Raw genomic sequence first — 23,273 nt, forward strand, 5'->3', positions numbered from 1 at the left:
AGACCTCGCGTGCACGCGGTCCGCGCAGCAGCTCCTGGATCTTCGGCGACCGTCGTTCGACGGCGGAACGGTCATCGGTGTCGTCCGGCAGGCGTACTCGAGATCATCGTCGTGCCTTCCGGCGAGACGAGCTGATCCGCGTCGAGCTCGAACCACTCGGTCTGCGCGAGAGGATCGGCCACGGGCAGACCGATGATCTGTTCGAGACCCGCTGGGTCGTGGATGCTGGTCGCCCATTGCGCCCGCTGCCATTCCACTCAGCGACCCCCACACGAATGAGGAGCTGGAACACGATCGCGGCCGCCGACTCTTCGTGATCGGTCTGCTAGTAGGCGCCCAGCCGCTTCCAATTGGCCATGCGCTCGTCGTACCCGCGGCTCCGGACCGGGCCACGTCCCCGATATCCATTGCCGCTCCTCCAGGAGGCATCGCGTCCCCCGCATCCGCTGCCGAGAGTCTCACACAGTTCGTCGGATCCGGGGCGACACCTGCCCCGGAAGTGGCGTGACTCGCGTCTTGCCTCCCCGGCACGCTGGGGCCCAGGAGCGGCAGATCTGCAGCCAGGCTGTCGGCATATTTGCAACCAGCCATCGGCAGATTTGCAGATGAGGTGGCGGCAGATTTGCAGTCAGTGGCATACTCGCAGGGTGAGCGATGATCTGGAACCCCGGGCCGAGCCCGAGTCGCCGTTGGGGCGCGTCCTGCCACGCCATGCGCGTGCGCTGATAGACGAGGCGATGGCCGATACCCGGGTTGTTCTGGTGAATGGTGCGCGGCAGAGCGGCAAGAGCACGCTCGTGCGGCTGGTCGGGGCCGCGGTGGACGCGGAGTGGTACACCTTCGATGAGACCGATATTCGTGAGGCGGCCCGCGAGGATCCCCGGGAGTTCGTGGCGGGCTCGAAGCCGATGATCATTGACGAGATCCAGCGCCTGCCGGAGCTGCTTCTTTCGATCAAGGCGCGGGTTGACGAGCGGCCGGTGCCTGGTCAGTTTCTGTTGACGGGGTCGGCGCGGGTTCTGGGTCTGCGGACGTTGCCGGATGCGCTGCCTGGGCGGATGGAGACGATCGAGTTGTGGCCGTTCGCGCAAGGTGAGATCGACGGCAGACCGGATCGGTTCATCGACGCGATCTTCACCCACGGCCCGGACCTGCGGCACGCGTCTGATCTCGAGCGTGCCGATTATGCCGATCGTGTGGTGCGGGGTGGTTTTCCGGAGGCGGTGGCGCGTGATCAGCCGCGCCGGCGGCAGAGGTTCTTCGACTCCTATGTCAGCAATCTCATCACGCGCGATGTCAGCCAGGTCGGCGAGATTGAGAAGGTCGGCGAGATGCAGAAGCTCGTCCGGTTGATCGCCGCACGTTCCGGCGGACAGTTGGTGATCAATGAGCTGGCCGGCAAGGCGGGCCTGGCGAATCACACCGTCGCGCGCTATGTGAGCCTGCTGCAGGAGATCTTCTTGATCAAGCTGATCCCTGCCTGGTCGCGCAACCTCAGCACCAGAGTCACCGGCACTCCGAAGGTCGCCATGACCGACTCGGGGATCGCGGCGAACCTAGTGGGAGCCGACACAGCCCAGTTCAAGCGGCCGGGGAGCGCGTTTGGGCCGCTGCTCGAAGGCTTTGTGTTGATGGAACTCGCCAGGCAGCAGGGCTGGAACGACACGCGTGTTGACCTGTATCACTACCGCACCCGCGACCAGGTCGAGGTCGACGCCGTCCTGGAGAACCGCCGCGGCCGGGTGGTGGGAATCGAAATCAAGGCGTCATCGACCCCACGCTCCGACGACTTCCGCGGCCTGCGGCATCTCCAGGATCGACTTGGCGATGACTTCATCGCCGGTCTGGTCCTGCACACGGGCCAGCACACTCTCCCGTTCGGGCCCAAACTGCGCGCCATGCCGATCAGCGCGCTCTGGGACTTGGAGCCCTGACTGGTGACCCGATTCGTTGCCGAGGAGCACCAGCAGCGGCGTTCCAACGCCGCGTTCGGTGTGGATCCGTGACGAGGTTGACCACCGTGGCGACCTGGGGCTCGTGCGTTCGAGGAGCCCGCTCAGGCGACCTAGTGCCTCATCAAGCGACGTTGGGGACGTCACTACGGAGATCGAGAGTCAGGACGTTCACTTTGCTCTCCGGGCCGACCCGCGAGCGCGGCTGGAGCTCACGCCGCGCGATCGACGAAGCCCGCTGGACAAGATCAGGCAGCTGATCGCGAATCGTCCGCCGTGCCAGGCTCTGCAAGCGCTCACCCCGCAGACTATCGGTCACGCCCTGACCGATTCGCCGGTCGGCCAGCTGGTCTGGCTCGCCGAGCGTTTCGCACACTGGACGCCATTGGGCTCCTCGCCTCCCGAACGTCGGCCATCTCGAGCGTCTAGGGTGGGCGCCTTCCCGGTCGTGTCGCCGATCAAGATGGCGGGTCTCAACGCCTGAACGTCGTACGCCAACTCCTCGCCCTCTGTGCTCATGCTCCCGAAGGTCTGGCTGCTGGAGAGCACTGTCGCCCTTCGTGGTCCTGATGCAGCGGCCTCGGGTCACCGCCGTCGAGAAGCTGCCGGTCGATGCGTGTCGCGACTTGACGTCCTACAGGTAGGCGGATTCCAGGCCGGTCAGGTACGAGCAGATCACAGCCATTGCCTCCGATGTCCCGCAGTGGCCGTCCCGCGGTGTCCGTTCAGAACCTGACACTCAGCGCCACCGGAATCGGGCAATGCTTCTGTCTCGGACCCGCTCCTTCCGGCTCGTTGGCGAGCAGTGCCGTTCACTCGGGCATTCCACAGCTCCTGCCGGCCGGGCGGGATGCGCCTGCACGGCTCAGATCTGGGCGGCGCCGCCGTCCACAGCAAGCTCGGAACCGTTGACGTAGCTGGACGCATCCGAGGCGAGGAAGACGGCCGCCGCGGCAATCTCTTCGGGCTCGGCCAACCGACCCAGTGGAACCGACGCCCCAGCGGTGGCGACCGTCTCAGCTGAGATCAGGTCGACCAAACCCTGTGTGTGAGTGCCGCCCGGGGAGAGCATGTTGATCCGGTACTGACGTTCCCCCGCATCGTGGGCGAACCCGCGCACCAGATTACGGAGGGCGGCCTTGGTGGCCCCGTACACGGGCAGGTACGGCTCGGGCCGCGAGGCCGCCGTCGATCCGGTGAGGATGATCGACGCCCTCGACGAAAGCAGCGGGAGCGCCTTCTGCACAGTGAACAGCGAGCCCTTGACGTTGGTGGTGAACATGGCGTCGAACTGCTCCTCGGTGATCTCGCCCAAATGCGCCACGATCCCGATCCCGGCGTTGGCGACCAGGACATCGATCCGACCCGCCTGCTCGGCGACCGTCGCATAGAGCACGTCGAGGTCCTCGAGCCTGCCCACGTCACAGCGGACCCCGGTCACCCCGGGACCGAGTTCGGCCTCGACCTCGTCGAGCTGCGCCTGGCGACGGCCGGCGACGAACACCCGGGCACCCTCGTCGAGATAAGCCCGCGCGATCGCCAGTCCGATGCCCGCGTTACCTCCGGTCACGACCGCGACTTTGTCTTCCAGAACCTTCATGGTGGCTTCCCATCTCCCTAGATTCTTGACCGATTAGTCCATATCACCCGATATGGACTAATCGGTCAAGAACTTGGTCGGTGATCTACCTCATGCCCCCTCCGGAAACGCTCAAGACTTGGGCAATAGACCATCGAGCAGGGTCTCGGCCATGATCAACAGGGCAGCCGGATCCTGGCCGACCCGACCGAGGACGATCAGTCCGAGTTGACCCGCCAGCACCGCATGGGCGGCGCCGTCCGGGTCGACATGGGGCGCGATGTCTCCCTCGCGCTGCGCTCGCTGTATCGCGTCCACCAGCACAGAAGTGGTCGCGGCGTAGCTGCGCCGAGCCTCAGCCGCCACCTCGGAGGTGCTCACGGAGAGCTCCATCGCTGTATTGGCGAGCAAGCAACCCCGACGGGCCTGTTCGCCGCCAGGATCGCTGACGGGTCCGGTCACGAAACCGCGAATCACATCGATAGCGTGGTCGGCCTGCTCCAGCCACGTGCGCAGCATCCGATCGTTGGCCTCGTCGTACTCCCGCAGCACGCGCAGGAACAAGGTCCGCTTGTCCCCGAACGCCCCGTACAGACTTCCTTTGCCCAGCCCGCTGGCTGCCAGGAGGTCTTCGAGTGATGTGCCCGCGTACCCGTTGTCCCAGAACGCCGCCTGCACGGCCGCCAGGACGCGCTGTTCATCGAACTGACGTGGACGCGACACACACTCAGAGTACCTATACTGGACTGACCGGTCCATGATTGCCAGTCGTAGGACCTCAGAAGCGGAATGGGTTGTCCTGCTGCTGGAGTACGACACGGCAGCCACGCCGTTTTGGCAAGAATGGAGGTAGCGCCATGCCCCACAGTAAGCGTGCGGACGCTCGACGCAGCTGCGCTCGCGTCCTCGCCGTTGCAGAGGACGAGGTTGCCGCGCACGTCGCTGACCGTCCTCTCGCGCCGATTGGGGTGCGTAAAAAGGTGTAAACAATTCTGGTGCCGGCCTCGATAGAGCGGCCCAAGTAGTCTCGCCACCTGGAGTGAGACTGCTCGGGCAGTCTCGGGTCTCGATCGCCTCCTGGCCACAGGGCGATGCGGATCGCGGCCGTCCATGAGGAGTGCACAACTGGGTTGCATGGAGCCACGACGCCAGCGAGGCCGGAGGCGCTGCGGGAGCCGATGAGGCGCCTGGGTTTCGGCATTAGCCCTGGAATACCCGCGAACAGCTCCGGATCGCGATCGTGGGCTGGATCGAACGGACCTACCACCGCCGCAGGCGACAAGCCGCACTCGGCCGATTGACCCCCGTCGAATACGAAGCAATCATGACCACGCTGGCCAGTCAGATCGCGTGACCGAAACTGTCACCTACTCGTGCAGCAGACCCAAGTCACTTCGGGAGTAGCAGGCTGGTCGCTGTTCTACGCGCCGGCTGCCGTCACAACCGCGTCCGTCGCGAAACCAGCCAGCAGGCCGCACAGGACGCACCAGGTGGTGAGCTCCTTGAATCCGGCCTTGCGAGCCACGGCGAGCAGCTCGATCACGACGTACAGGATCGAGCCCGCGGCCAGGCCGAGGAACGCCACTGACACCGTCTCATTGACAAACCGCTGCCCGACCAGTGTTCCGACGAACGTCGGACCGCCGCCGAGCAGCCCTAGCAATGCGAGCGCCGACCAGGATGGCCGCACGCCTGCGGCGGCCAGCGGCGCGACGATGCCGAATCCCTCGGTGGCGTTGTGCAGCCCGAAGCCGATGATCAAGAGCACGGCCAGTGACATCTCACCCGCGGCAGCCGAGTTGCCGATCGCCAGCCCTTCTGCGAAGTTGTGCAAACCGATACCGGTCGCGATCATCACCGCAAGGCCCCCGGCCGCGGACGATGTCATCCGCGGGGCCAGCGCGGGATCGGTCTTCGCGGCGGCTCCCGGCCCGAGGCTGGCTCGGACCGTACGGCGGCGGGCGATCCAGCGGTCGTAGTACACCAGCCCGAGCAGCCCGACAGCCAGGCCCGCGCTGAGCACCACGCCGTTGCCCAGCGTCGCCCCCCAGCGCTTGTCGGCCAGCGATCCGTCGATCGGCTCCCATGCGTGCTGGAGGATGTCCCAGAACAGGAAGATCAGGACGCCGACAGCGACCGCGTTCAGACCTGCCCTCAGCCGGGGCGCGGGACTACGCAACCGCCCGATCGGCAGGCCGAGATAGATGGTGAATCCGGCAATAGCGCCGAGCAGGGCGATCTGCGGGCTGGACATTGCGCACTCCGATGGGTGACAGGAAAGAAGCGTGCGAAGCATAAATGAGGCAAGCCTGACCTAACAAGGGCCCCGACCCTGGTTCTTGGACACGTTTCGAGCTTCGCGGTGCCTGCCACGCCGGTGACCTCGGCTCCGACAGCCTTGGCCAGTTGCACGGCGTAGCTGCCGACCCCTCCGGACGCCCCGAGGATCAGCACCTTCTGCCCGGGCTGGACCTGGCCGGCGTCGCACAGGGCCTGGATGGCGGTAGCTGCTGAGATCGGAACGACGGCAGCCTGCTCGAACGACAGCCCGGCCGGTTTGTGGGCAGGTTTGTCTTGTAGCACCGCCGCGTACTCAGCGAACGAACCCGGGACATGCCGTAGACCTCATCCCCGACCGCGAACCTCGTCACCGCCGAACCAACGGCGGCCCATCAACGGCCCAGACACCATCCCCGAGGTCGCTGAGCAGATGATGGCGCAGTACGCCGCCGACGACTACCCACACCTCGTCGAGTTCTCCGTCGAGCACATCATGCAACCCGGCTACGACTTCGGCGGAGAGTTCGAGTTCGGGCTCGGCATCGTCCTCGACGGTCTCGCGAGCTCGCTCACCAGCGGTTAGTTGCACCCTCAGCCGAATCAGTCGGCTCTCGACGCGCAACTCCCCGGGGGCGAGCGATTCTGGCACAAAGAGCGGCGCCGAGGGTGCGCTAGTGCTGTCTACATCGTGGCCGACAACTACGGCACCACAAAACCCCCGCGATCAAGGCCTGGCTGCCCAAACACCCCCGCTTCCACATGCACTTGACCCCGACCGGCTCGTCGTGGCTGAACCAGGTCGAACGCTGGTCGCCTACCTCACCGATCAGAAGATCCGCCGCGGAGCCCACAAGAGCGTCCAGGCACTGGAAGCCGACATCCGCGCCTGGGTGAAATCCTGGAACGACGACCCGAAACCGTTCATCTGGAAGAAGACCGCCGAGGAAATCCTGGACTCCCTCAGCCGCTACCTCCAACGCATCACCGGGCAAACCGCCCGCGATCAACTTATGTCACGGATTTCAGAAGCAGGACACTAGCCGAGCTCAACGCAGAACCGACGAAGAGCGCACACTTCGAATATGTACTCCTTTCCAGTCAAACGGGAGGAATTGCATCAAATGCAACACTGCGCAGGGTAAGCGGAACCTTCTCTGCGCTGTCGCGCGTGGACCGGTCAGAACGTGGGAACGTGTCGGCGCGAAGACCGGGCCGCTCGTCGCGCCGGCTGGGCGTATCCGGCGTACCGTCAAGGAATGGAGTGGTTGTTGTTCGCGGCGATCGGCGGCGGTATCGCGCTCGCCGCCCGACGGGTGTGGGATCGTCGCGCGGCACGCCGTGAGGATGTTGTCGATCTGCGCCAGATCAAGAAGGTCGCCGACGAGGACATCACGCTGCTCGGGGAGGAGTTGTCGCGGCTCGGTGTGGACGTGTCGGGCCACGAGCTCGACGCCGCGACCCGACGCGATTATCAGTCCGCGCTCGATGCTTACGACTCCGCCCAGCTGACCGTCAAGAGCCTGCGGTCCGCCGAGGCGATCAGCATGATCACCGACACGTTGGCGACCGGCCGCTATGCCGTGACCTGTGTTCGCGCCCGGGTCGCGGGCGTTGCCGTCCCCGTGCGGCGAGTGCCTTGCTTCTTCAATCCTCAGCACGGTCCGTCGACCAGCGACGTTATGTGGACCCGGCCCCGGCACGGCACCCGCACAGTTCCGGCCTGTGCTCAGGACGCCGCCCGCGTCGGTGCGGGTGAGCAGCCCGAGATCCGCTATGTGCAGCTCGGCTCGCGTCGGGTGCCGTACTGGGAAGCCGGCCGGGCCTTCGCCCCGTACGGTCAGGGCTACTTCGCCAGCGGCGGGGATGGCGCGAGTTTCATTCCGCTGTCCGGCTTTGATGGCCAGTCGGGCGGCCATGGCGCCTGGGGCGACAGCTGGGGCGGGGGCCACGGAGGCGGCGGCCACGACGGCGGCGGCGGACACGGGCAGGGTGGACACGGCGCGGGCGGTCACGAGGGCGGCGGGCACGGCTCGGATGGTGGCGGTCATGGTGGCGGGCACGGCGGCGGCCACTGACCTCGAGGTGCGCGGCGAGATTGGTCCCGTGACGTCCGGACACTTCGAATTCGAGCCCGTTACCAATCCCCGCTGCGCGATCCCGGCGACAAGGTCTTCGACCAGGTCCTCTTCATGCGCCCCGACCTTCGCTACGCATGCGGAGTCGTTCCTCGGACATTCATCCGTTCGCCGGGGCGGCTGAAGATGCTGAGGATCTCGGCGGGCTCGCTGCCGGTGCTGCCGAACCAGTGCGGCTTGTCGGTGCTGAACTCGGCGACCTCGCCGGGACCGAGCACCCAGTCCTCGTCGCCGAAGACGAGCCGCAGGTGGCCGGACAGCACGTAGATCCATTCGTGGCCGTCGTGCGCCCTCAGCTCCGGGGTGATTTTGTTGGTCGGAATGACGATCTTCCACGCCTGCGTGCCATCTGGCTGCTGCGTCAGCGGGATCACCATCCGGCCCTTGACGCGACTGGGCTTGAGCCGGATGCGTGGATCGCCTTGCACCGGCGCGGCGACGAGGTCGTCGAGCGGCACCCGATACACATGCGACAACGCCAGCAGCAGTTCCAGGGTCGGCCGCCGCTGTCCGGTCTCGAGCCGCGACATCGTGCTCTTCGAGATCCCCGTAGCCGTCGCAACAGCCGTGAGCGTCATTCGGCGCTGCGCGCGCACTCGCTTGAGCCGTCCTCCGACCCCTTCGAGCACTGCGGCAATCTCCGCCGCTGAGGCGTCTTCCACCAGCTCATCTGACGCTCATTTCCCACAAACCGCAACCTTCGTGGCCGAACGCCCCACCTGCCGCCAGCCTTGGTACATGACCACAACAGTGTCGGACTCCAAGCCCGTCCCGACGTCGCGGCCGGCTGTACTTGGACCGCCGACCAAGCACCAGTTGGCCCTGATGATTTGGCTGGCCGTGTTCCCGACCCTCACCGCTCAACCTCGCCCTCGGCGACTGGCTCGGCACGCTGACGCCGGTCGAGCGGACGTTCGTCCTCGCGACCATCGCCGTACCGATCGTGATCTACGGGCTGACGCCGCAGTTGCACCGGCTGCGCCGACGCCTTCTGACCCGCAACCACTAGAAAAGGACTGCACGCCATGAGCGCACACACCACCACTACCGTCCGCGACGAACGAACATCCAGCCCGCGCCACGATCGGGAGCTGACCACCCGTCGGCTGAATGTCATGCGGTTCGGGTACGCATTCATGGGGGTGGGGCTGGTGCTGGTCAAGTGGCCGGTTGTGGTTCAGGACGCTCGATCGCTCCCGGTGATGGAAGGCGTTGTTGCCTGCCTGCTGACAGCCATGTCGTTACTGGCATTCCTCGGGCTCAGATACCCGGTGCGGATGCTGCCGATCCTGCTGTTCGAGGTGGCTTGGAAGGTCATCTGGGTCGGCGCCGTCGCGATTCCCCGCCTGGTTTCCAACAACCTGAACGCCGAAGCGCGCGACGTGCTTTTCAACTGCTCCTTCGCCGTCGTCGTCCTGGCCGTCATCCCTTGGCGCTACACATGGCGCCGCTACGTCCGGACCCCTGGAGATACCTGGCGCTAAGGTCCAATCAGCAGCATGGAGGCGGGACTGATTCTCGGGCGCGGGGTCGACGCGCAGGAACTCCACCACGTGACCCGGCTCAGCAACTGCTACGCGATGAGGTTCGTCCCGATCCGCCCGGACCTGATGCCGTCCTACCTCGAGCTCCGATCGCCCCAGGAGTGAGGGAATACCGCACACTTCAAATAGGTACTCGTTGCCAGTCCATCGGTTTTGCCCGCACCGCGACACCTCGGTCACTGTGCGGCGTGTCGTGACGGTGGTGTGGCCGCCGTTCGGCCCTCGGAGGCCGTGGAGCGGGGATGCCTCTGGCTCGTCGCCGAACTGAGCCCCCCGCGGTGCGGATCCCGGCTGACCTGGCCGGGCCAGTCGAGGTTGCGCTCGCCCGCTCGGCCGACCAGATCCCGCCACCTACCGCGCTGCCGGGCGGAGCACGCTACGAGGTGAAGTGGGGCGGGTACCTTCACTGAACAAGTCAAGGAGCCCGTATGCGGCTGCGTGCTTACCGGAGCGGGAGAACAGGTCATCGCCGCTGCGACGTTTGCCTGGGGGCGGTGCCTACTTACGGGATGCGTCTGCGCGTTCCAACAGTTCGGCGGTCGCCTCCCACAGGCGTCGCTCGCGGTGGGGGTCGTGGGCGACCGGCTGTACTTCGGTCAGCTTGGTCTTCAGCACGAATGCGCCGTCGCGCAGGTCTGCCCATTTGTCGTCAAGGGCCACCGCGGCCAACAGCGGCCCTGAGCGCCGCGGCGTCGACACGCCCGGAATCCGGCCCAGGGCGCGGCTGATCGCCTGCAGCGCTTTCGGGGCGCCGCGGCCGAGTGCGGTGCCGGGCATCCAGCCCGGTTCGAACACCGACACATTGATGCCTGCGCCGGCTCGGCGCTGCAGCTCGTGGGCGTAGTACAGGATCGCCAGCTTGGCGTTGGAGTAGGCGACACCGGAGGCGGCCATGCCTGGGGCGTGCTCACCGGTGGCCGGGCGGGCGAGCTCGACGGGGTCGGCCCATTTGGCCTCAGCCACGCCCAGTAGCTTGCGCCAGAAGTTGGCGTGATAGGTGTTCGAGCCGAGCAGTACGACCCTTGCCGGGGCGGTGAAGGAGTCGAGCAGGTCGCCGATGAGCTGGGCGTGGGCGAGGTAGTTGACGGCGAAAGTTGTCTCGTAGCCGTCGCGCGAGGCGTGTCGGGTGTCGGGCGACATGGTGCCGGCGTTGGCGACCAGCGCACGCAGCGGCCGGACGGCGGCCGCTGCGAGTAGGCCGCGCACGGCGGCACGGACGTCGGTCAGACTGGCGAGGTCGCAGCCGATCTCGTGGACGTGTGCTCCGAGGGTACGAGCCTCGTCGGCGACCGCCGTCAGGTCGTGCCCGGCGCGGCCGACCAGCAGCAGGTCGGGTCGCTGCCCGTCCGGGCGGCCGGCCATGGCCAGCGCGGCGTGGCGGCCCAGGTTGCGGGTCGGGCCGGTGATTAGAACGGTTCCGGGTTCGGTCATAACCGCAGCCTGCGAGAGATGGCGGGCGGCAACCAGTCGTCGGGATTTCGTAGGACTGCCAGGGCCAGGACAACCCAGTGCGGGCTCGCGCACACTGGAGCCTGTGGAAGCGTGGGAGTTCGGCCGGACGGTACGCCGCTGGCGCGACCGGGTGGCACCGGAGGCCGTCGGCGTGCCGGCGGGCCGGCGACGGCGGGCCATCGGGTTGCGCCGCGAGGAGCTGGCCGCGCTCGCCGGCATCTCGGCTGACTACCTGACCCGCCTGGAGCAGGGACGCGCGACCGCGCCGTCAGCCCAGGTCGTGGAGTCACTGGCCCGGGCATTGCGCCTGGCCGACACCGAACGCGACCTGCTCTACCGGCTCGCGGGGCACGCCGCACCCGGCCCGGACATCGTGCCGTCCCGGGTCACCTCGAGCGTGCAACGGCTGCTCGACCGGCTTTCACACACCCCGGTGGTCGTCTACGACGCCAGCTGGACACTCGTTCTCGCCAACGCGCCCTACGACGCGCTCATGGGCGATACGACCACCTGGCGCGGGCTGGACCGCAACGCCGTCTGGCGCAACGTCACCCGCCTGCCCTCACGGGTCGTGCATACCCCACAGGAGCAAACCGAGCACGAGGCCCGGCTCGTGGCCGACCTGCGCCAGTCCGCCGCACGCTACCCAGCCGACCGTGCGCTGCGGCGCCTGATCACCGACCTGACCGCCGGCAGCCCGCGCTTCGCCGAGCTCTGGGACGCCGAAGCGCCGCCGCCCCCGGCAGACCCGTCCCGACGCAAGACCATCGACCACCCAGCGGTCGGCCCGATCACCCTCGACTGTGACACCCTGCTCGTCACCATGGACGACCTGCGCATCACCGTTTACACCGCCGAGCCCGGCACTGAAGACTCCCGCCGCCTCGACCTCGCCGTCGTCCTGGGCACTCAGTCGCTACAGCTCTGAGCGCCAATGCTCGGATCCACTGGGGCTTGGCCCCGCAATCGCAACGACATCAGCGACCGCTTCCCTGACGTCGTCACCGCCGCTACGCAGCAGCTGGCCGCCGGCATCGTTATGGATGAACGGCGAGTTCGTCGTCCTCGGCGCCGATGGTCGCCTGAGCTTCGATGCCATCCAGCGGCGCCTCGTGACCAGCCCGGCGAGAGCTCGCAACCGGGCCGCTCAGGTGCCAGCCGTCTATGCGGCCTTCGACCTCGTTCGTGGGTGCCGCCGATGTAGCTGACGCCTGTCACCGCAGATCTTGACGAGGCACGCGAATGGTTCGAGATCTTGCCCGAGGCGATCCGCCTGAGCGTTGGTGCAGGCCACTCCGGCCGGCTTGCCGGGCTTGCAAAGCGGAGCACTGCCCCGTATAAATGGACTAGTGCTCCGGTTAGCCCGCTCAATTGTTCGATTCTGAGCTGCTGATCGACGGCGCCTGATCAAACGGCCGGACATGAGGCCGGGGGCCGTTCTGCCTCGGCCGCGGAAACTTCGATTCGAACCAGGGAAAGAGAGTCAGCCATGAGCAGCATCAGCATCATCGGTGTCGGGACCTACGCCCGCGCCATCGGCACCCGTGCGGTCGAGGGCGGCAACGCCGTCGAGGTCATCGGCCGCGACGCGACCAAGGCCAAGGAGCTGGCTGCCGCGCTCGGCGGCAGGGCTACGACGGGGACATTCGGCACGGCCCCTGCCGGCGACATCGTGATCCTGGCGGTGCCGTACGCCAGCGCCGTGGCAGTCGTCGCCCAGTACGGGGATGCACTGGCCGGCAAGGTCGTCATCGACATCTCCAACACCTTCGCCGCCGACGCCACTGGGCTGGTCACCCCTCCGGGCAGTTCAGGAGCGCAGGAGATCGCCAGGGCATTGCCGGAGAGCGCGCACGTTGTGAAGGCGTTCAACACCGTCTTCGGCCACGTTCTGGCCCTGGGCCGCCCGCTGGATGTGCTCTTTGCCGGCGACGACGATCGGGCCAAGGCGAGCGTGTCGGCCTTCATTGAGAGCCTCGGCTTGCGGCCGCGGGACGTCGGCGGCCTGGAGATGGCGCACTGGCTCGAAGGGGCCGGCCTGCTGATCATGGGGCTGGCCGGCCACGGCGCGGGGTTCAACATCGCCCTCGGCGTCGACGTTCTCGACTGAGCGCATCTGAATCTTGTCGCGTCGCATCAACTGAGCCGATCTACGGCGCACGAAGAGCAATCCACCGGCTTTCATCAGGAGTAGTAATGCGCGTTTTTGTTACTGGCGGGACCGGCCATTCCGGTTCGTACATCATTCCCGAGCTCATCGCCGCCGGGCACGAGGTCACTGGCCTGGCCCGGTCGGACACGGCCGCGGCTGCGCTGTCCGCTGCCGGCGCCAAGGTGCGCCGCGGCGACCTCGAGGATCTCGACGGTCTCATGGAGGCGGCGGCGGATTCCGACGGCGTCATTCACGTCGCGCATCGGCAAGACCTGCTTCCGTTCGGCGGGATGGACGCGGTGTCCGCGGCGGAACTCCCGGTGATGCTCGCGTACGGCGAGGCGCTCGCGGGCACCGGAAAGCCGCTGGTCGCGGCGGGGAGCATTGGCTCGTCCGGGCAGCTGGGCCGGCCGGCCACCGAGAACGACCCCGCCCTACCCGTCGGCGATGAGCACAAGGGAACCCTGCGGGTTCGCAACGTCGTGGAAACCGCCGTCCTCGATCTCGCCGAGCGCGGAGTACGGTCGTCGGTCGTACGGATTGCCAATATCGCGCACGGAACGACCGATCGTGCCGGCTTCCTCCCCACCCTGATCGCGCTCGCGAAGGAGAAGGGCTTCGCCGGTTACCCGGGCGACGGCGCGAACCTGTGGAACGCCGTGCATGTCCGCGATCTCGCCTCCCTGTTCCGCCTGGCGCTGGAGAAGGGCCCGGCCGGCAAACACTGGCACGCGGTTCAGGACGAGGGCATTCCGTTCCGCGAGATCGCCGAGGCGATCGGCAGCCGCCTGGGCCTGCCCGCCGTAAGCATTCCCCTGGACGAACTGATGCTGCCGGGATACTTCGGGTTCCTCGCGAATGTTGTCACGCAGAGCTACCCGTCGTCCAACCTCATCACCCGCCGCGTCCTCGGGTGGGAACCCGTCGAGCCCGGCCTGGTCGCCGACCTGGACAACGGACACTACTTCCCCGGCAGCTGACGGCAGGGGAGCCGGATCGCAACGCGCCCGGCGCACGACAAATAGCGCGACTCTTCAACAATGAAGGTTGAATATGACGACTGTGGGATTCATCGGCAGTGGACAGCTCGGCAGTGCCGTCGCGCGGCTTGCCATCGAGGCCGGACACCATGTCCTGCTCAGCAACTCGCGCGGTCCCGAAACGCTCGAGGACACGGTCGCAGAGCTGGGGCCGCGGGCGTCCGCGGCGACGAGTACGGAGGCCGCGGCGGCCGGCGACCTCGTCGTGGTCACGGTGCCGGTCAAGGCGTTCCCCGACGTACCCGCCGCGCCACTGGCCGGGAAGACGGTCATCGACACCTGCAACTACGGCACCGAGCGTGACGGGCACATCCCCGAACTCGACAGCTTGTCGCTGACCTCGAGCGAACTGCTGCAGCGCTACATCCCGGGCGCGATGGTCGTGAAGGCGTTCAACAACATCTTCTTCAAGCACCTGCTGTCACTGGGCCGCGCGGAGGGGGCGGGCGACCGCTCGTACCTGCCGATTGCGGGGGACTCGGCGCGGGCGAAGTCTGCGGTGACCGAGTTCATCGACTCCATCGGTTACGGCGTGGTGGACGCGGGGTCGCTGGCCGATGGGTGGCGGCAGGCGACGGGCACGCCGGTGTGGGCGACTCCGTACGGGCCGACCTCGGACGAAAAGGGCCAACCGGCCGGCGAGGACGCCATCCGCGCGGCACTGGCCACCGCGACGCAGTAACCGCAAGCGGTCAGGCCACCGAATTCACGGGTCACCGCCCCATCTACCAAGCAAGGAGACATATGCGAGCCGACGCCAGGAAGAACTACGACCGCCTGCTCGCGGTGGGGCACGACGTCGTGACCGAGCAAGGCGCTGAGGCGTCGCTGCGCGACGTCGCCCGCAGAGCAGGCGTCGGGCTCGGCACGCTGTACCGTCACTTCCCGACACGAGAGGCGCTCCTCGAAGCCTTGCTCCGCACCACTGTCGACGAACTGACGGCACAAGCAGCCGACCGCGAAACGTCGAGCACACCCGAGGACGCCCTCATTTCCTGGCTCCGCGACAGCGTCGCGCTCACCCACAAGTATCGGGGTGTCGCGCCGCTGCTGTCGGCAGCCATCGAGGACACGGAGTCCGCACTCAATGCGTCGTGCGTCGCTCTGCACGATGCAGGCACGCGGGCCCTCGAACGCGCTCACGAGGCGGGCAAGGCGCGGGACGACATCGACGGCACCGACCTGTTCGCGCTGGTCGCGGCACTTGCGTGGCTCCACGATCAGCCCTCGTTCGCGCACCGCGCCGATCACCTCCTCGGTGTCATCTCGGGTGCGGTCCTGACCGGCCAAGCGAGCAATGGCGTCAGTCCAATGGGCTCATCATGACCCCAGGGCAACTCGAACGGACCAGCCGAGGCCGGGACAATTTCGGTTGCGGCCGGTTCGCCACGCCTCGGTTGCTTGTACCGCCGAACCTCCACGGATCTGAGCTGAGATAAGCGCGTCAGCCCTGGGCGCCTCGCGGCGAAGGTGTGGTCGCCTTCACCGCGAGGAACCGTGTGTTGTGGGATGGGGGTCTAACGCAGGTTGTAGGCGCGGATCACTGTGTAGTCGGTCGTGCCGCCGTCGGCGCGTTCCGCGGTGGCGTGGAAGGACACCGAGCCCTTCGCGGGGTGGCGCAGGGATGCGAGCCAGGTGTCGGTGCCGGTCCGGATCAGCGTGACGGGTTGCCAGGTGGCGCCCTCGTCGTACGAGACCGAGACGGTGATCTTGCGGGTTGCCGATGGGGTCGACCCCGGCTGAGTCTTCAGGCTGATCGGCACCAGGTACGGCGTACCTCCTCGCATACTGTTGGCGAGGTCAACGGTTGGGGTGAAGGCGAACGACGACAGCGGCAGGTACGTCCACTTGTCGGTCCCGACCTGGGAGGACTTGAACGTCCACGAGCCGCTGACCTTCGTCGACGCGTTGAACCCGGTCGGCCGGTTGACCTCGTACTCCAGCCTGTACGGCGTTTCCTCGGGCGGCACCGGTCCGCTGGCGTCGTAGAAGTATGTCGGGATCTCGGCCAGTTTCACGCCGTTCTGGTAGAACCCGACGCGCCCGCTGTCGAGCAACGAGTATCCCGTGTGACCGGAGTCGTCACCGAACGGCGGCACGTTGAGCAAGATCGTGTTGCCTACCCGGGCGACGTACGTGCGCGCGTTGAACTTCGGTCCGGCCGGTCCACGCTGCCAGTCGACCGTGTAGTGACGACCTGGCTGCCAGGTGGCGCCGTCGTACCAGAACTGGGTCTGGCTACCGCCGCTGATGTCCCAGCGGTGGTTCCAGGTCACGTCTTTCGCGGTGTAGTAGACGGTCCGGATGCCCGGTACGTCGTACTGGATCGCCGCCGAGATCGCACCGCCACCCTCTGCCGGGAAGCCCCAGTTGTGGATGAAGCCCGTTTGCTTGACGGGCCAGACGCTGTGGTTGCGGGTGGTCACCGTTGCCAGCTCGCTCTGGCGGACGGTGTGCTGGTAATTCGTGAGGAAGTGTCCACGGACGAAGTCGACGATGTCGTACTCGTACGGCGAGTTGTAGAACGTCCCGTCCGCTGTCGGCTCGGCCCAGCGGCTCGTGACGTCCGTGACCAGGGTGCCTTCGTCCGCCGTGACCTCGTCGCCCAGGTCCGCTGTGAACAGTTTGCTGAAGTCAGGGCCGGTGATGCGCGCGTCGATCGCGCCGCCGCGTGGCAGCACGCGATACGCACCGACCGAGGCCAATTTGGTCCGGGCGGAGGCCTTCGGCACCGTCACCGAAACGGGCGTGCCCTTGCGGGCGTCGAGTTCGACCACACCGTCATCGGAGTGACCGACAGTGAGGTTCGGCTGCACCAGCAGGGTGGAGCTGCCGTCCGGACTGACCACCGACGCCTGCACGTGGTACCGGCCCGGCCGCAGCTTGGCGGTGACCGTCCCGGATGCGTTGTACGGGAACTTGAAGACGTCGAGGTCGAGCCCGGTCGCCCAGATCGCGTAGTCGCTCGACGGTGCGCCGGTCCGGTCGGTCACCTTGAAGGTGACGGTCTGTTCCTCGTGCCCCTTGCTGATCGTCAACGGCACCCGCACCGACAACCCGTCGGCGTTGGTTGCGGTCAGCGCTCCCGAGAACGTGCCGGTTGCCGACGGCACCCGCGTGTCACCGGTCAGTACGGCGTCCGCCGTACCGCCGGCCGGTACGACGAGCTGTGCCGGACTGACTGTGAACAATCCAGCCGGAGCGGGAGCGTTGTCCGGACCGGTCCCCGTGGTCGACAGGTCGAGCGTCACCGGAGAGGTGCCGTCGTTGCGGTAGGTCACTGTCTTGGTGACAGGGGTGTCGTCGTCGGCCGGCCACGGCTGCGAGCCGAGTGCGAGGCTGGAAACGCTCGGCAGGACGGCCTGCCGGACCGCACGGGCGACGTCGACCCGGCCGGCGCCTTGCTCGAAGACGGTCAATGAAGGGTTCGGCTTGGCTGCGGCAGTCAGCGCCGTCTTCAGTTGGGTAGCAGTCCACTGTGGATGCTGCTGCTCGAGCAGGGCTGCCGCGCCGGCCACATGCGGCGTGGCCATCGACGTGCCATTGAGTTGGGTGTACCCGGGAGCGTACTGCGGATAGTCGGAGCCCTTCGCAAGCGCGGCGACGATGCCGACGCCGGGTGCGGTGATGTCCGGCTTGATCGCGCCGTCGTCTCGCGGGCCGCGGTTCGAGAAGTCCGCGAGGTTGTCCTGCTTGTCGACCGCTCCGACCGCCAGTGCCGCGTCGGCGGTGGCCGGCGACGACACGCCGCCGGTGGCGCCGTTGTTGCCTGCGGCAATGACGAAGAGGGCGCCGGTCTGTGCGGTCAGCCGGTTGACGGCTTCCTCGAGGACGTCGATGCCGGGCGAGTCGGTGCCGCCGAGGCTCATGTTGATGACCTTGGCCTTGGATGCGGCCCACGCCATGCCGGCCAGGATCGCCGACTCGGCGCAGCTCCTGGTGCTGCAGACCTTCCCGATCAGCAGCTTCGCGCCGGGCGCGACACCCTTGTACTTGCCGCCCGACTCCGCGCCGCTGCCCACGACGGTGGAGGCGACGTGGGTGCCATGGCCGACGTTGTCCTCGGTGTCGGCGGCGTCGCTGAAGTTCTGTTCCTCGAGGATCTTGCCGGCGAGGTCGGGGTGGGTGTCGTCGATGCCGGTGTCCAGAACGGCGACGGTCACACCGGTTCCGTCGTACCCGGCGGCCCACGCGGCCGGTGCGCCGATCTGCGGGACGCTCTGGTCGAGCGACACTTCACGCTTGCCGTCGAGCCACACCCGGGCGATGCCTGGAGCGGTGGTGCGCTTCGTCGCGCTGCCGGCGGTGACGTCGGTCCAGAAGTCGCGGGCCTTGGCCTTGCCGACCTTGATCGCGGCGGCGCGGAGAGCGGGCAGGCTCTCGGTGACGCGAGCTGCCCGCAGCTTCGGCGGAGTGGTCGCGCCGTACGAGACGATCGTCGGCAGCTCGGCGACGTGGGCGTCGTCGTACCCGGCCTGGACCAGTCCGGTGACGTCGAACAGCCGCCGGTCGACCTGGTTGCTCGAGACGAGGCGGAGGGCGTCGTTCGGTACGACGTACTGGTGGCCGTCCTGCTGGTACTGGGTGAAGCCGAGCTGGTCGCGGCCGGGGGCGGGATCGAGCGAGATCCTGTTGCCGTCGACGAAGACCCGGTCACCGGTCAGCAGTGTGACCCAGCTCCCGGTCGGAATCTGATTCTGGGACTTGGGCTTCCCGACGGTCCAACCGACGGGCTGCGGTTGGCCGGTGGCGGTCAGGGGAAGTGCCAGGAGGGCGGTGCTCAGCGCGAGACCGATCAGGCGCCGGGACAGTCGAGACATAAGTTTCCTTCCTGATATGTCAGGAAAAGTCTGAGATTCGGACACCCCTCCCGGGTACTCCGATCTGGCCATAACATCGCGTTATGGATCTGGAGATCCGTCACCTGCGACTCGTCGCCGCGATCGCCGAGACGGGCAGTATCAGCCGCGCCTCGGTGCGGCTCGGCCAGAGTCAGCCGGCTGTGACCGGACAGTTACAGCGGATCGAACGCCTGCTGGGCGGACCGCTGTTCCTCCGCGACGGAAGCGGTGCCCGGCCGACGGCGCTGGGCACGATGGTGACGTCACATGCGCAGAGCATGATCACCCTGCATGACGACCTGCTCCGGGACGTACGCCGGCGCGAGGCCGACGCAGACCTCACCAGCCTGCGCCTCGGTGCGACGGCCGGACCGCTGGCGGCCGCACTTAAGACCGTGACGCGGCAGCTGCTTCCGGATACGGAGGTCTCGCTGCACCTCTGCGACTCCGACGAGGAACTGCTCGAACTGCTCGCCGAGGCCCGGCTGGAAGTCGGGCTCACCGTCGACTACCCAGGGTACGAGCTCGGGCTGCCGGACGGGTTGAGCGAAACTGTGCTGCACGTCGAGCCGGTGTTCGTCGTGCTGTCGAAGGACCACGCGCTCGCGGTCGAGTCCGAGATCCCGCTCGCCGCCCTGGCCGCCGAGCACTGGCTGCCCGGCGATGGGAAGGATAAGCGGATGCGCGCGATGTTCCGTGAGGCCTGCCGCCGGGCCGGCTTCACACCGCGCCGCATCCAGCGAACCAACGCCAGTGTCGTGTTCTCGCTGATCAGCCAGGGCCACGGCGTCTCACTGTGCCGAGCTGTCACGGTCGAGCGGGAGAACGCCGTCGTACGCCCACTCGCCGGCGACCCCATGTGGGCTCGCGAACGCCTCGTCTGGGCAACCGCCGCCCCGGTCGCCGATCACGTGCCGTCAATACGGGATGCGCTCCTGGCCGCCTACCAGCAGCAGGCCGACTCGATATCGGCGTACAAGGCGTGGCGCACCAACCGCAGGCTCCCCTAGTCGCCGAGCATCGCCGGACTGGGTGTCATTGGGAACGTTCGGTGGATGGTCGGGGAGTTGTACGCCGTCGTACAGGTCGGGGAGGTCGGTGCGACCGGCGGCGTCGAGTCGGTGAGGTTGAGGCGGGCCGTCGGTGCCGGCGTCCGGGATTCAGGCCGGCAGCAGGACCTGGACCTGGTCTTTGATCTCCTTCACGATGTCGGCGATGGGGTTGGCGAGGTTGATGGTCGCGGCCATGCTGACGAACATGATCGCGGAGACGATGTGGGCGAGTGTCGCGGCGTCGTCTGCGCTGATGCGTTGGTCTCGTCGTAGTACGTCGCTGATCGCTTTCTCGGTCTGGACGGTCAGTCCGAGTGCGTCGCGATGGTGGGGTTCGGCGGGGTCGCCGAAGACGATCTCTCGCAAGTAGGTGCGCCCGTTGTCGATCTGTTTTCGGTTGCATTCGACGACGGGGCGGATGATCGCCATCACCGCGTCGAGCATGTCGGGAATGTCCTCGGCAGCCGTCTTTCCTTGGGCGAGCGCTTCTGCGTACGTCGAGTTCTGCACGAGCAGCAGGAGTTCGCCCTTGGTCTTGGCGTAGAGGAAGAGCGTGCCGGCTCCGATGTCGGCCTTGTCTGCGATCTCCTGGGTAGTGACCTCGTCGACGCCGCGCTCGGCAAACAAATCCCGGGCTGCGGCGGTGATGCGCTCGAGCTTCTCTTGCTTGTTCCGCTCGCGACGTCCGACTCGGTGGGAGGCCAATGGCATGGCTGCCGTCCTTTTCTGCTGTGTGGGCTCGAAGGCGCCGGCGTTCATTCTTCCACGGCGACTAGGGAGCCGTCGTGGTGGTGACCTCCGGATAGAGCGCCTCGACAGGACCGCTCAGACCGGCCTTGACGTGGGCGGTCAGCGCGTCGCCGATGACCTCGTACGCACCGGCCGCGACGGCGTCGTACACCAGGGTCACGAGTTCGGCAGGTTGCAGCTTGGGCCCGTCCGCGTGGGCAGCCATGCGGGTCTCGACGTACCCCATGTGCACGCCCGTCACGTGGACGCCATGGGGAGCGAGCTCGAGCCGTAGCGAGTTGGTGGCCGACCAGAGCGCGGCCTTGCTGGCGCTGTAGGCGCCGCCGAACCCGTACCAGCTCGCAACTGAATGCACGTCCACGAGAACGGACTGCGGCTTGGCTGTGAGGACGGGCGCGAACGCGCGGGCGAGGAAGACGGGTCCGAAGAAGTTGGTCTCCATGTTCGCCCGGATGTCGGTCTCGGTCACCTCCAGCAGGCTTGCGCTCGGCGGGAGGGCGCCCGCGTTGTTGATGAGCGCCGTCACGTCCGGCGCCGCGGCCACGGCGGCGGCGATGGACTCGGCGTCGGTGATGTCGAGGGTGAAAGGGACGATGCGCTCGTCGTCCCAGGTCTGCGGAGTGCGGGCGGTGGCGTAGACCTTCGCCGCGCCGCGCGCGAGAGCTTGGTGGACGAATTCGGTTCCGATGCCGCCATTGGCCCCGGTGACCAGGACGACTGCTCCGTTGAGGGAAGGCATGTTCAGGTTCTTTCTGTTGGGAGCTATTGCTCGTAATGCGGCAGGATCGTGCCGTTCTTGACGTACGTGAGGGCGGCGTCGACGTCGTACGCGTGGATCGCGGAGGCGAGCAGCGCCAGCTGGTTGGACAGTTCCTCGATCACGGGGCCGGTGAAGAAGGCATCGCGTGCTCCGACGTCGGTGAACCCGACGATGAGCGAGGCGTGGAACTGCTGGTCGTGGGGGTTGTCGTGGGCAACGTTCGGCGTGTCCCAGAGCTTCTCGATCCAGGGCAGGAACGTCTGCGTACGAAGCTCCTTGAGCACTCCGGTGCCGGCGAGCGCGGGAACGAGCTGCTCCTTGATGAGCTTCCGGAACTCGCCGGCGCCGACCCCGTCTCTGCGCCGGAGGTAGACCATGGCACGGGCACCGACAGTCTCTCCTGGGCCCGCGACGTCATACCAGCGCGACGAGTTCGGCGTACCGGTGTAGAGGAGCGTGCGGCGGAACACGTTGATCTCGTCCTTGTAGGCCAGCTGCGTCTGCTTGCGCCCGAGCAGGGGGGAGAGCGCGGAGTGGAAGGTGACTTCCGCGACGCCGTCGATCTTGCGGTCGGCGGGGATCGAGGTCTCGACCCCGTCGGTGACCGGCCACCGGCCGGGGTTGTCCTCGGCCAGGTGGATCTGCCGGTACTCCTCCAAACCGGGCGTGGCAGAGATGATCTTCGAGTGCGGGCCCTTCCAATAGTCCATGCCGGTCTGGCGAGGCTGGTCGGTACGCACCCAGAGTGGGATGGACGAGGACAGGTGCTTGTGCACACGTAGTTGCGCGGCGGACGGTGACGTACTCATGATGTTGCCCTTCTTCTCCTGGTTCGGTCGTGGGCGGTCATCGGGAGAGGAACTCGACCGCGACCGGGGCGAACTTGTCGTGGTACTGGAAGATGCCGCCGTGGCCGGAGTCGGGGTAGATGACGAGCTCGGAGCCTTTGATGCGGCGGTGCAGGTCTTCGGAGAGGATCGAGGGCACCATGCGGTCGTTGTCGCCGTTGGCGATCAGAGTGGGCTGGGTGATCGTCGAGAGGTCGGCGGAGGCGGAGCGCCCCCACTTCTTGATCGCCTTGAGCTGCGTCTGGAACCCCCTCAGCGCCATCGGCGCGTCGCGGTTCGTGGTGCGCTCCTCGAGGCGCTTCACGAACGCGCGGGCGGCCGGCTTACCTGTGGCGTTGCGGTTGAAGAACAGGAACTCCTTCGGGTCCGACCGGGTCAGGGTCGCCCGCAGGATGTCGTAGTACGTCGTGCCCGCGACCTTGTCGATGTCCTTGCCGCCCGCGGGGCCGGTGCCGGTGAGGACGAGCTTGCGGACCAAGCCCGGGTGCTTCACGACGAGGGCCTGGGCGACCATGCCGCCGAGGGAGAACGAGAAGATGTCGATCTTGTCGAACCCGAGTGCGGTGATGAAGGCGTAGGCGTCGTCGGCCATCGCCTCGACGCTGTCGGGAACGCGGCCGGTGGAGGCGCCGACGCCGCGCTGGTCGAAGGCGATGACGTGGTGCTCTGCGGCGATGGGGTCGATGATCCGGGGGTCCCAGTTGTCGAGGGTCGCGGCGAGGTGGACGAAGAAGACGACGGGGATCCCGCCCTTCGGCCCCAGCTCGCGATACGCGAACGTGACGCCGTTGGCGTCGATGGTGCGGGCAGGCGAGTCTTTGTAGGCGGTGATGACGTTGTCGTTCGTGTTCATGACGTTCTCCTGGTTCGTCTGGGTTGTTGCGGGTT

22 protein-coding genes and 2 pseudogenes are annotated in these 23,273 nt (G+C 67.1%); 13 read left to right on the forward strand and 11 right to left on the reverse strand.

Annotation, left to right across the window (positions count from 1 at the left end; translation table 11 throughout):
* Positions 1-71 precede the first annotated feature (71 nt).
* On the reverse strand, positions 72-257 hold the full coding sequence (locus tag ACWGID_RS07615) for a hypothetical protein (protein ID WP_452195447.1): 186 nt from the start codon (positions 255-257) through the stop codon (positions 72-74).
* 390 nt (positions 258-647) lie between these two features.
* Here ACWGID_RS07615 and ACWGID_RS07620 point away from each other — a divergent pair, with 390 nt between their 5' ends.
* A complete protein-coding gene (locus tag ACWGID_RS07620; RefSeq protein ID WP_452195449.1) occupies positions 648-1,934 on the forward strand; it encodes an ATP-binding protein in 1,287 nt (428 codons plus the stop codon).
* A gap of 883 nt (positions 1,935-2,817) precedes the next feature.
* Here ACWGID_RS07620 and ACWGID_RS07625 read toward each other — a convergent pair.
* Both ACWGID_RS07625 and ACWGID_RS07630 read right to left on the reverse strand, forming a co-directional pair.
* The gene (locus ACWGID_RS07625; protein WP_452195451.1) at positions 2,818-3,552 is read right to left on the reverse strand and encodes an SDR family NAD(P)-dependent oxidoreductase; all 735 of its coding nucleotides are present in this window, start codon (positions 3,550-3,552) and stop codon (positions 2,818-2,820) included.
* Positions 3,553-3,663: 111 nt separating this feature from the next.
* Positions 3,664-4,254 carry a TetR/AcrR family transcriptional regulator gene (locus tag ACWGID_RS07630; RefSeq protein WP_452195453.1) on the reverse strand — a complete coding sequence of 197 codons (591 nt, stop codon included), beginning with the start codon at positions 4,252-4,254 and terminating at the stop codon, positions 3,664-3,666.
* A gap of 484 nt (positions 4,255-4,738) precedes the next feature.
* Between ACWGID_RS07630 and ACWGID_RS07635 the strand changes: the two are divergent.
* Positions 4,739-4,885, forward strand: a pseudogene (locus tag ACWGID_RS07635) (IS3 family transposase); the annotation flags it as partial.
* Positions 4,886-4,951: 66 nt separating this feature from the next.
* Here the strand turns inward: ACWGID_RS07635 and ACWGID_RS07640 are convergent.
* The gene (locus ACWGID_RS07640) at positions 4,952-5,785 is read right to left on the reverse strand and encodes a ZIP family metal transporter (protein WP_452195454.1); all 834 of its coding nucleotides are present in this window, start codon (positions 5,783-5,785) and stop codon (positions 4,952-4,954) included.
* Between the two features lie 456 nt (positions 5,786-6,241).
* Between ACWGID_RS07640 and ACWGID_RS07645 the strand changes: the two genes are divergently transcribed.
* The 3 genes and pseudogenes from ACWGID_RS07645 (at position 6,242) to ACWGID_RS07655 (ending at position 7,886) form a co-directional block, all read left to right on the forward strand.
* Complete coding sequence (locus ACWGID_RS07645) at positions 6,242-6,394, forward strand: hypothetical protein (protein ID WP_452195456.1); 153 nt, start codon at positions 6,242-6,244, stop codon at positions 6,392-6,394.
* Between the two features lie 125 nt (positions 6,395-6,519).
* A pseudogene (locus tag ACWGID_RS07650) lies at positions 6,520-6,851 on the forward strand (hypothetical protein); the annotation flags it as partial.
* A 216-nt stretch (positions 6,852-7,067) separates the two neighbouring features.
* The gene (locus ACWGID_RS07655) at positions 7,068-7,886 is read left to right on the forward strand and encodes a hypothetical protein (RefSeq protein ID WP_452195457.1); all 819 of its coding nucleotides are present in this window, start codon (positions 7,068-7,070) and stop codon (positions 7,884-7,886) included.
* Between the two features lie 131 nt (positions 7,887-8,017).
* Here the strand turns inward: ACWGID_RS07655 and ACWGID_RS07660 are convergent, their stop codons facing one another.
* Positions 8,018-8,608, reverse strand: a complete 591-nt coding sequence (locus ACWGID_RS07660; RefSeq protein ID WP_452195459.1) for a helix-turn-helix domain-containing protein — start codon at positions 8,606-8,608, stop codon at positions 8,018-8,020.
* 363 nt (positions 8,609-8,971) lie between these two features.
* Between ACWGID_RS07660 and ACWGID_RS07665 the strand changes: the two genes are divergently transcribed.
* On the forward strand, positions 8,972-9,430 hold the full coding sequence (locus ACWGID_RS07665) for a hypothetical protein (RefSeq protein WP_452195461.1): 459 nt from the start codon (positions 8,972-8,974) through the stop codon (positions 9,428-9,430).
* A gap of 15 nt (positions 9,431-9,445) precedes the next feature.
* Positions 9,446-9,595, forward strand: a complete 150-nt coding sequence (locus tag ACWGID_RS07670; RefSeq protein WP_452195462.1) for a hypothetical protein — start codon at positions 9,446-9,448, stop codon at positions 9,593-9,595.
* Between the two features lie 393 nt (positions 9,596-9,988).
* Here the strand turns inward: ACWGID_RS07670 and ACWGID_RS07675 are convergent, their stop codons facing one another.
* A complete protein-coding gene (locus ACWGID_RS07675) occupies positions 9,989-10,921 on the reverse strand; it encodes an SDR family NAD(P)-dependent oxidoreductase (protein ID WP_452195464.1) in 933 nt (310 codons plus the stop codon).
* 103 nt (positions 10,922-11,024) lie between these two features.
* On the opposite strand from ACWGID_RS07675, the gene ACWGID_RS07680 reads away from it, so the two are divergent.
* The 5 genes from ACWGID_RS07680 to ACWGID_RS07700 all read left to right on the forward strand — a co-directional run bounded on the left by ACWGID_RS07680 (position 11,025) and on the right by ACWGID_RS07700 (position 15,460).
* A complete protein-coding gene (locus tag ACWGID_RS07680) occupies positions 11,025-11,870 on the forward strand; it encodes a helix-turn-helix transcriptional regulator (protein WP_452195465.1) in 846 nt (281 codons plus the stop codon).
* Between the two features lie 561 nt (positions 11,871-12,431).
* Positions 12,432-13,052 carry an NADPH-dependent F420 reductase gene (locus ACWGID_RS07685; protein WP_452195467.1) on the forward strand — a complete coding sequence of 207 codons (621 nt, stop codon included), beginning with the start codon at positions 12,432-12,434 and terminating at the stop codon, positions 13,050-13,052.
* An 86-nt stretch (positions 13,053-13,138) separates the two neighbouring features.
* Positions 13,139-14,074 (forward strand): SDR family oxidoreductase, encoded by a 936-nt coding sequence (locus tag ACWGID_RS07690; RefSeq protein WP_452195469.1) that lies wholly within the window; start codon positions 13,139-13,141, stop codon positions 14,072-14,074.
* A gap of 73 nt (positions 14,075-14,147) precedes the next feature.
* Positions 14,148-14,816, forward strand: a complete 669-nt coding sequence (locus tag ACWGID_RS07695; RefSeq protein ID WP_452195470.1) for an NADPH-dependent F420 reductase — start codon at positions 14,148-14,150, stop codon at positions 14,814-14,816.
* 62 nt (positions 14,817-14,878) lie between these two features.
* Positions 14,879-15,460, forward strand: a complete 582-nt coding sequence (locus ACWGID_RS07700) for a TetR/AcrR family transcriptional regulator (protein ID WP_452195471.1) — start codon at positions 14,879-14,881, stop codon at positions 15,458-15,460.
* 191 nt (positions 15,461-15,651) lie between these two features.
* Here ACWGID_RS07700 and ACWGID_RS07705 read toward each other — a convergent pair whose 3' ends face one another.
* Positions 15,652-18,954 (reverse strand): S8 family peptidase, encoded by a 3,303-nt coding sequence (locus ACWGID_RS07705; protein WP_452195473.1) that lies wholly within the window; start codon positions 18,952-18,954, stop codon positions 15,652-15,654.
* Positions 18,955-19,037: 83 nt separating this feature from the next.
* Between ACWGID_RS07705 and ACWGID_RS07710 the strand changes: the two genes are divergently transcribed.
* A complete protein-coding gene (locus tag ACWGID_RS07710; RefSeq protein WP_452195475.1) occupies positions 19,038-19,985 on the forward strand; it encodes a LysR family transcriptional regulator in 948 nt (315 codons plus the stop codon).
* 150 nt (positions 19,986-20,135) lie between these two features.
* Here ACWGID_RS07710 and ACWGID_RS07715 read toward each other — a convergent pair whose 3' ends face one another.
* The 4 genes from ACWGID_RS07715 to ACWGID_RS07730 are packed head-to-tail and all read right to left on the reverse strand — an operon-like array spanning position 20,136 to position 23,238.
* Entirely contained in the window at positions 20,136-20,786 is a 651-nt protein-coding gene (locus ACWGID_RS07715; RefSeq protein ID WP_452195477.1) for a TetR/AcrR family transcriptional regulator, read from the reverse strand.
* Positions 20,787-20,799: 13 nt separating this feature from the next.
* Positions 20,800-21,516, reverse strand: a complete 717-nt coding sequence (locus ACWGID_RS07720; RefSeq protein ID WP_452195479.1) for an SDR family oxidoreductase — start codon at positions 21,514-21,516, stop codon at positions 20,800-20,802.
* Positions 21,517-21,539: 23 nt separating this feature from the next.
* Positions 21,540-22,346: a hypothetical protein gene (locus ACWGID_RS07725; protein ID WP_452195481.1), complete on the reverse strand. Its 807-nt coding sequence runs from the start codon at positions 22,344-22,346 to the stop codon at positions 21,540-21,542.
* A gap of 37 nt (positions 22,347-22,383) precedes the next feature.
* Positions 22,384-23,238 carry an alpha/beta fold hydrolase gene (locus ACWGID_RS07730; RefSeq protein ID WP_452195483.1) on the reverse strand — a complete coding sequence of 285 codons (855 nt, stop codon included), beginning with the start codon at positions 23,236-23,238 and terminating at the stop codon, positions 22,384-22,386.
* Positions 23,239-23,273 lie beyond the last annotated feature (35 nt).

Source organism: Kribbella sp. NPDC054772 (genome assembly GCF_053611945.1).

Excerpts from the sequence above, each read along its gene's own strand:
- ACWGID_RS07625 (WP_452195451.1), bottom strand. The coding sequence starts at position 3,552 with ATGAAGGTTCTGGAAGACAAAGTCGCGGTCGTGACCGGAGGTAACGCG.
- ACWGID_RS07640 (WP_452195454.1), bottom strand. The coding sequence starts at position 5,785 with ATGTCCAGCCCGCAGATCGCCCTGCTCGGCGCTATTGCCGGATTCACC.
- ACWGID_RS07645 (WP_452195456.1), top strand. The coding sequence starts at position 6,242 with ATGATGGCGCAGTACGCCGCCGACGACTACCCACACCTCGTCGAGTTC.
- ACWGID_RS07655 (WP_452195457.1), top strand. The coding sequence starts at position 7,068 with ATGGAGTGGTTGTTGTTCGCGGCGATCGGCGGCGGTATCGCGCTCGCC.
- ACWGID_RS07665 (WP_452195461.1), top strand. The coding sequence starts at position 8,972 with ATGAGCGCACACACCACCACTACCGTCCGCGACGAACGAACATCCAGC.
- ACWGID_RS07670 (WP_452195462.1), top strand. The coding sequence starts at position 9,446 with ATGGAGGCGGGACTGATTCTCGGGCGCGGGGTCGACGCGCAGGAACTC.
- ACWGID_RS07675 (WP_452195464.1), bottom strand. The coding sequence starts at position 10,921 with ATGACCGAACCCGGAACCGTTCTAATCACCGGCCCGACCCGCAACCTG.
- ACWGID_RS07685 (WP_452195467.1), top strand. The coding sequence starts at position 12,432 with ATGAGCAGCATCAGCATCATCGGTGTCGGGACCTACGCCCGCGCCATC.
- ACWGID_RS07690 (WP_452195469.1), top strand. The coding sequence starts at position 13,139 with ATGCGCGTTTTTGTTACTGGCGGGACCGGCCATTCCGGTTCGTACATC.
- ACWGID_RS07695 (WP_452195470.1), top strand. The coding sequence starts at position 14,148 with ATGACGACTGTGGGATTCATCGGCAGTGGACAGCTCGGCAGTGCCGTC.
- ACWGID_RS07700 (WP_452195471.1), top strand. The coding sequence starts at position 14,879 with ATGCGAGCCGACGCCAGGAAGAACTACGACCGCCTGCTCGCGGTGGGG.
- ACWGID_RS07705 (WP_452195473.1), bottom strand. The coding sequence starts at position 18,954 with ATGTCTCGACTGTCCCGGCGCCTGATCGGTCTCGCGCTGAGCACCGCC.
- ACWGID_RS07710 (WP_452195475.1), top strand. The coding sequence starts at position 19,038 with ATGGATCTGGAGATCCGTCACCTGCGACTCGTCGCCGCGATCGCCGAG.
- ACWGID_RS07715 (WP_452195477.1), bottom strand. The coding sequence starts at position 20,786 with ATGAACGCCGGCGCCTTCGAGCCCACACAGCAGAAAAGGACGGCAGCC.
- ACWGID_RS07720 (WP_452195479.1), bottom strand. The coding sequence starts at position 21,516 with ATGCCTTCCCTCAACGGAGCAGTCGTCCTGGTCACCGGGGCCAATGGC.
- ACWGID_RS07725 (WP_452195481.1), bottom strand. The coding sequence starts at position 22,346 with ATGAGTACGTCACCGTCCGCCGCGCAACTACGTGTGCACAAGCACCTG.
- ACWGID_RS07730 (WP_452195483.1), bottom strand. The coding sequence starts at position 23,238 with ATGAACACGAACGACAACGTCATCACCGCCTACAAAGACTCGCCTGCC.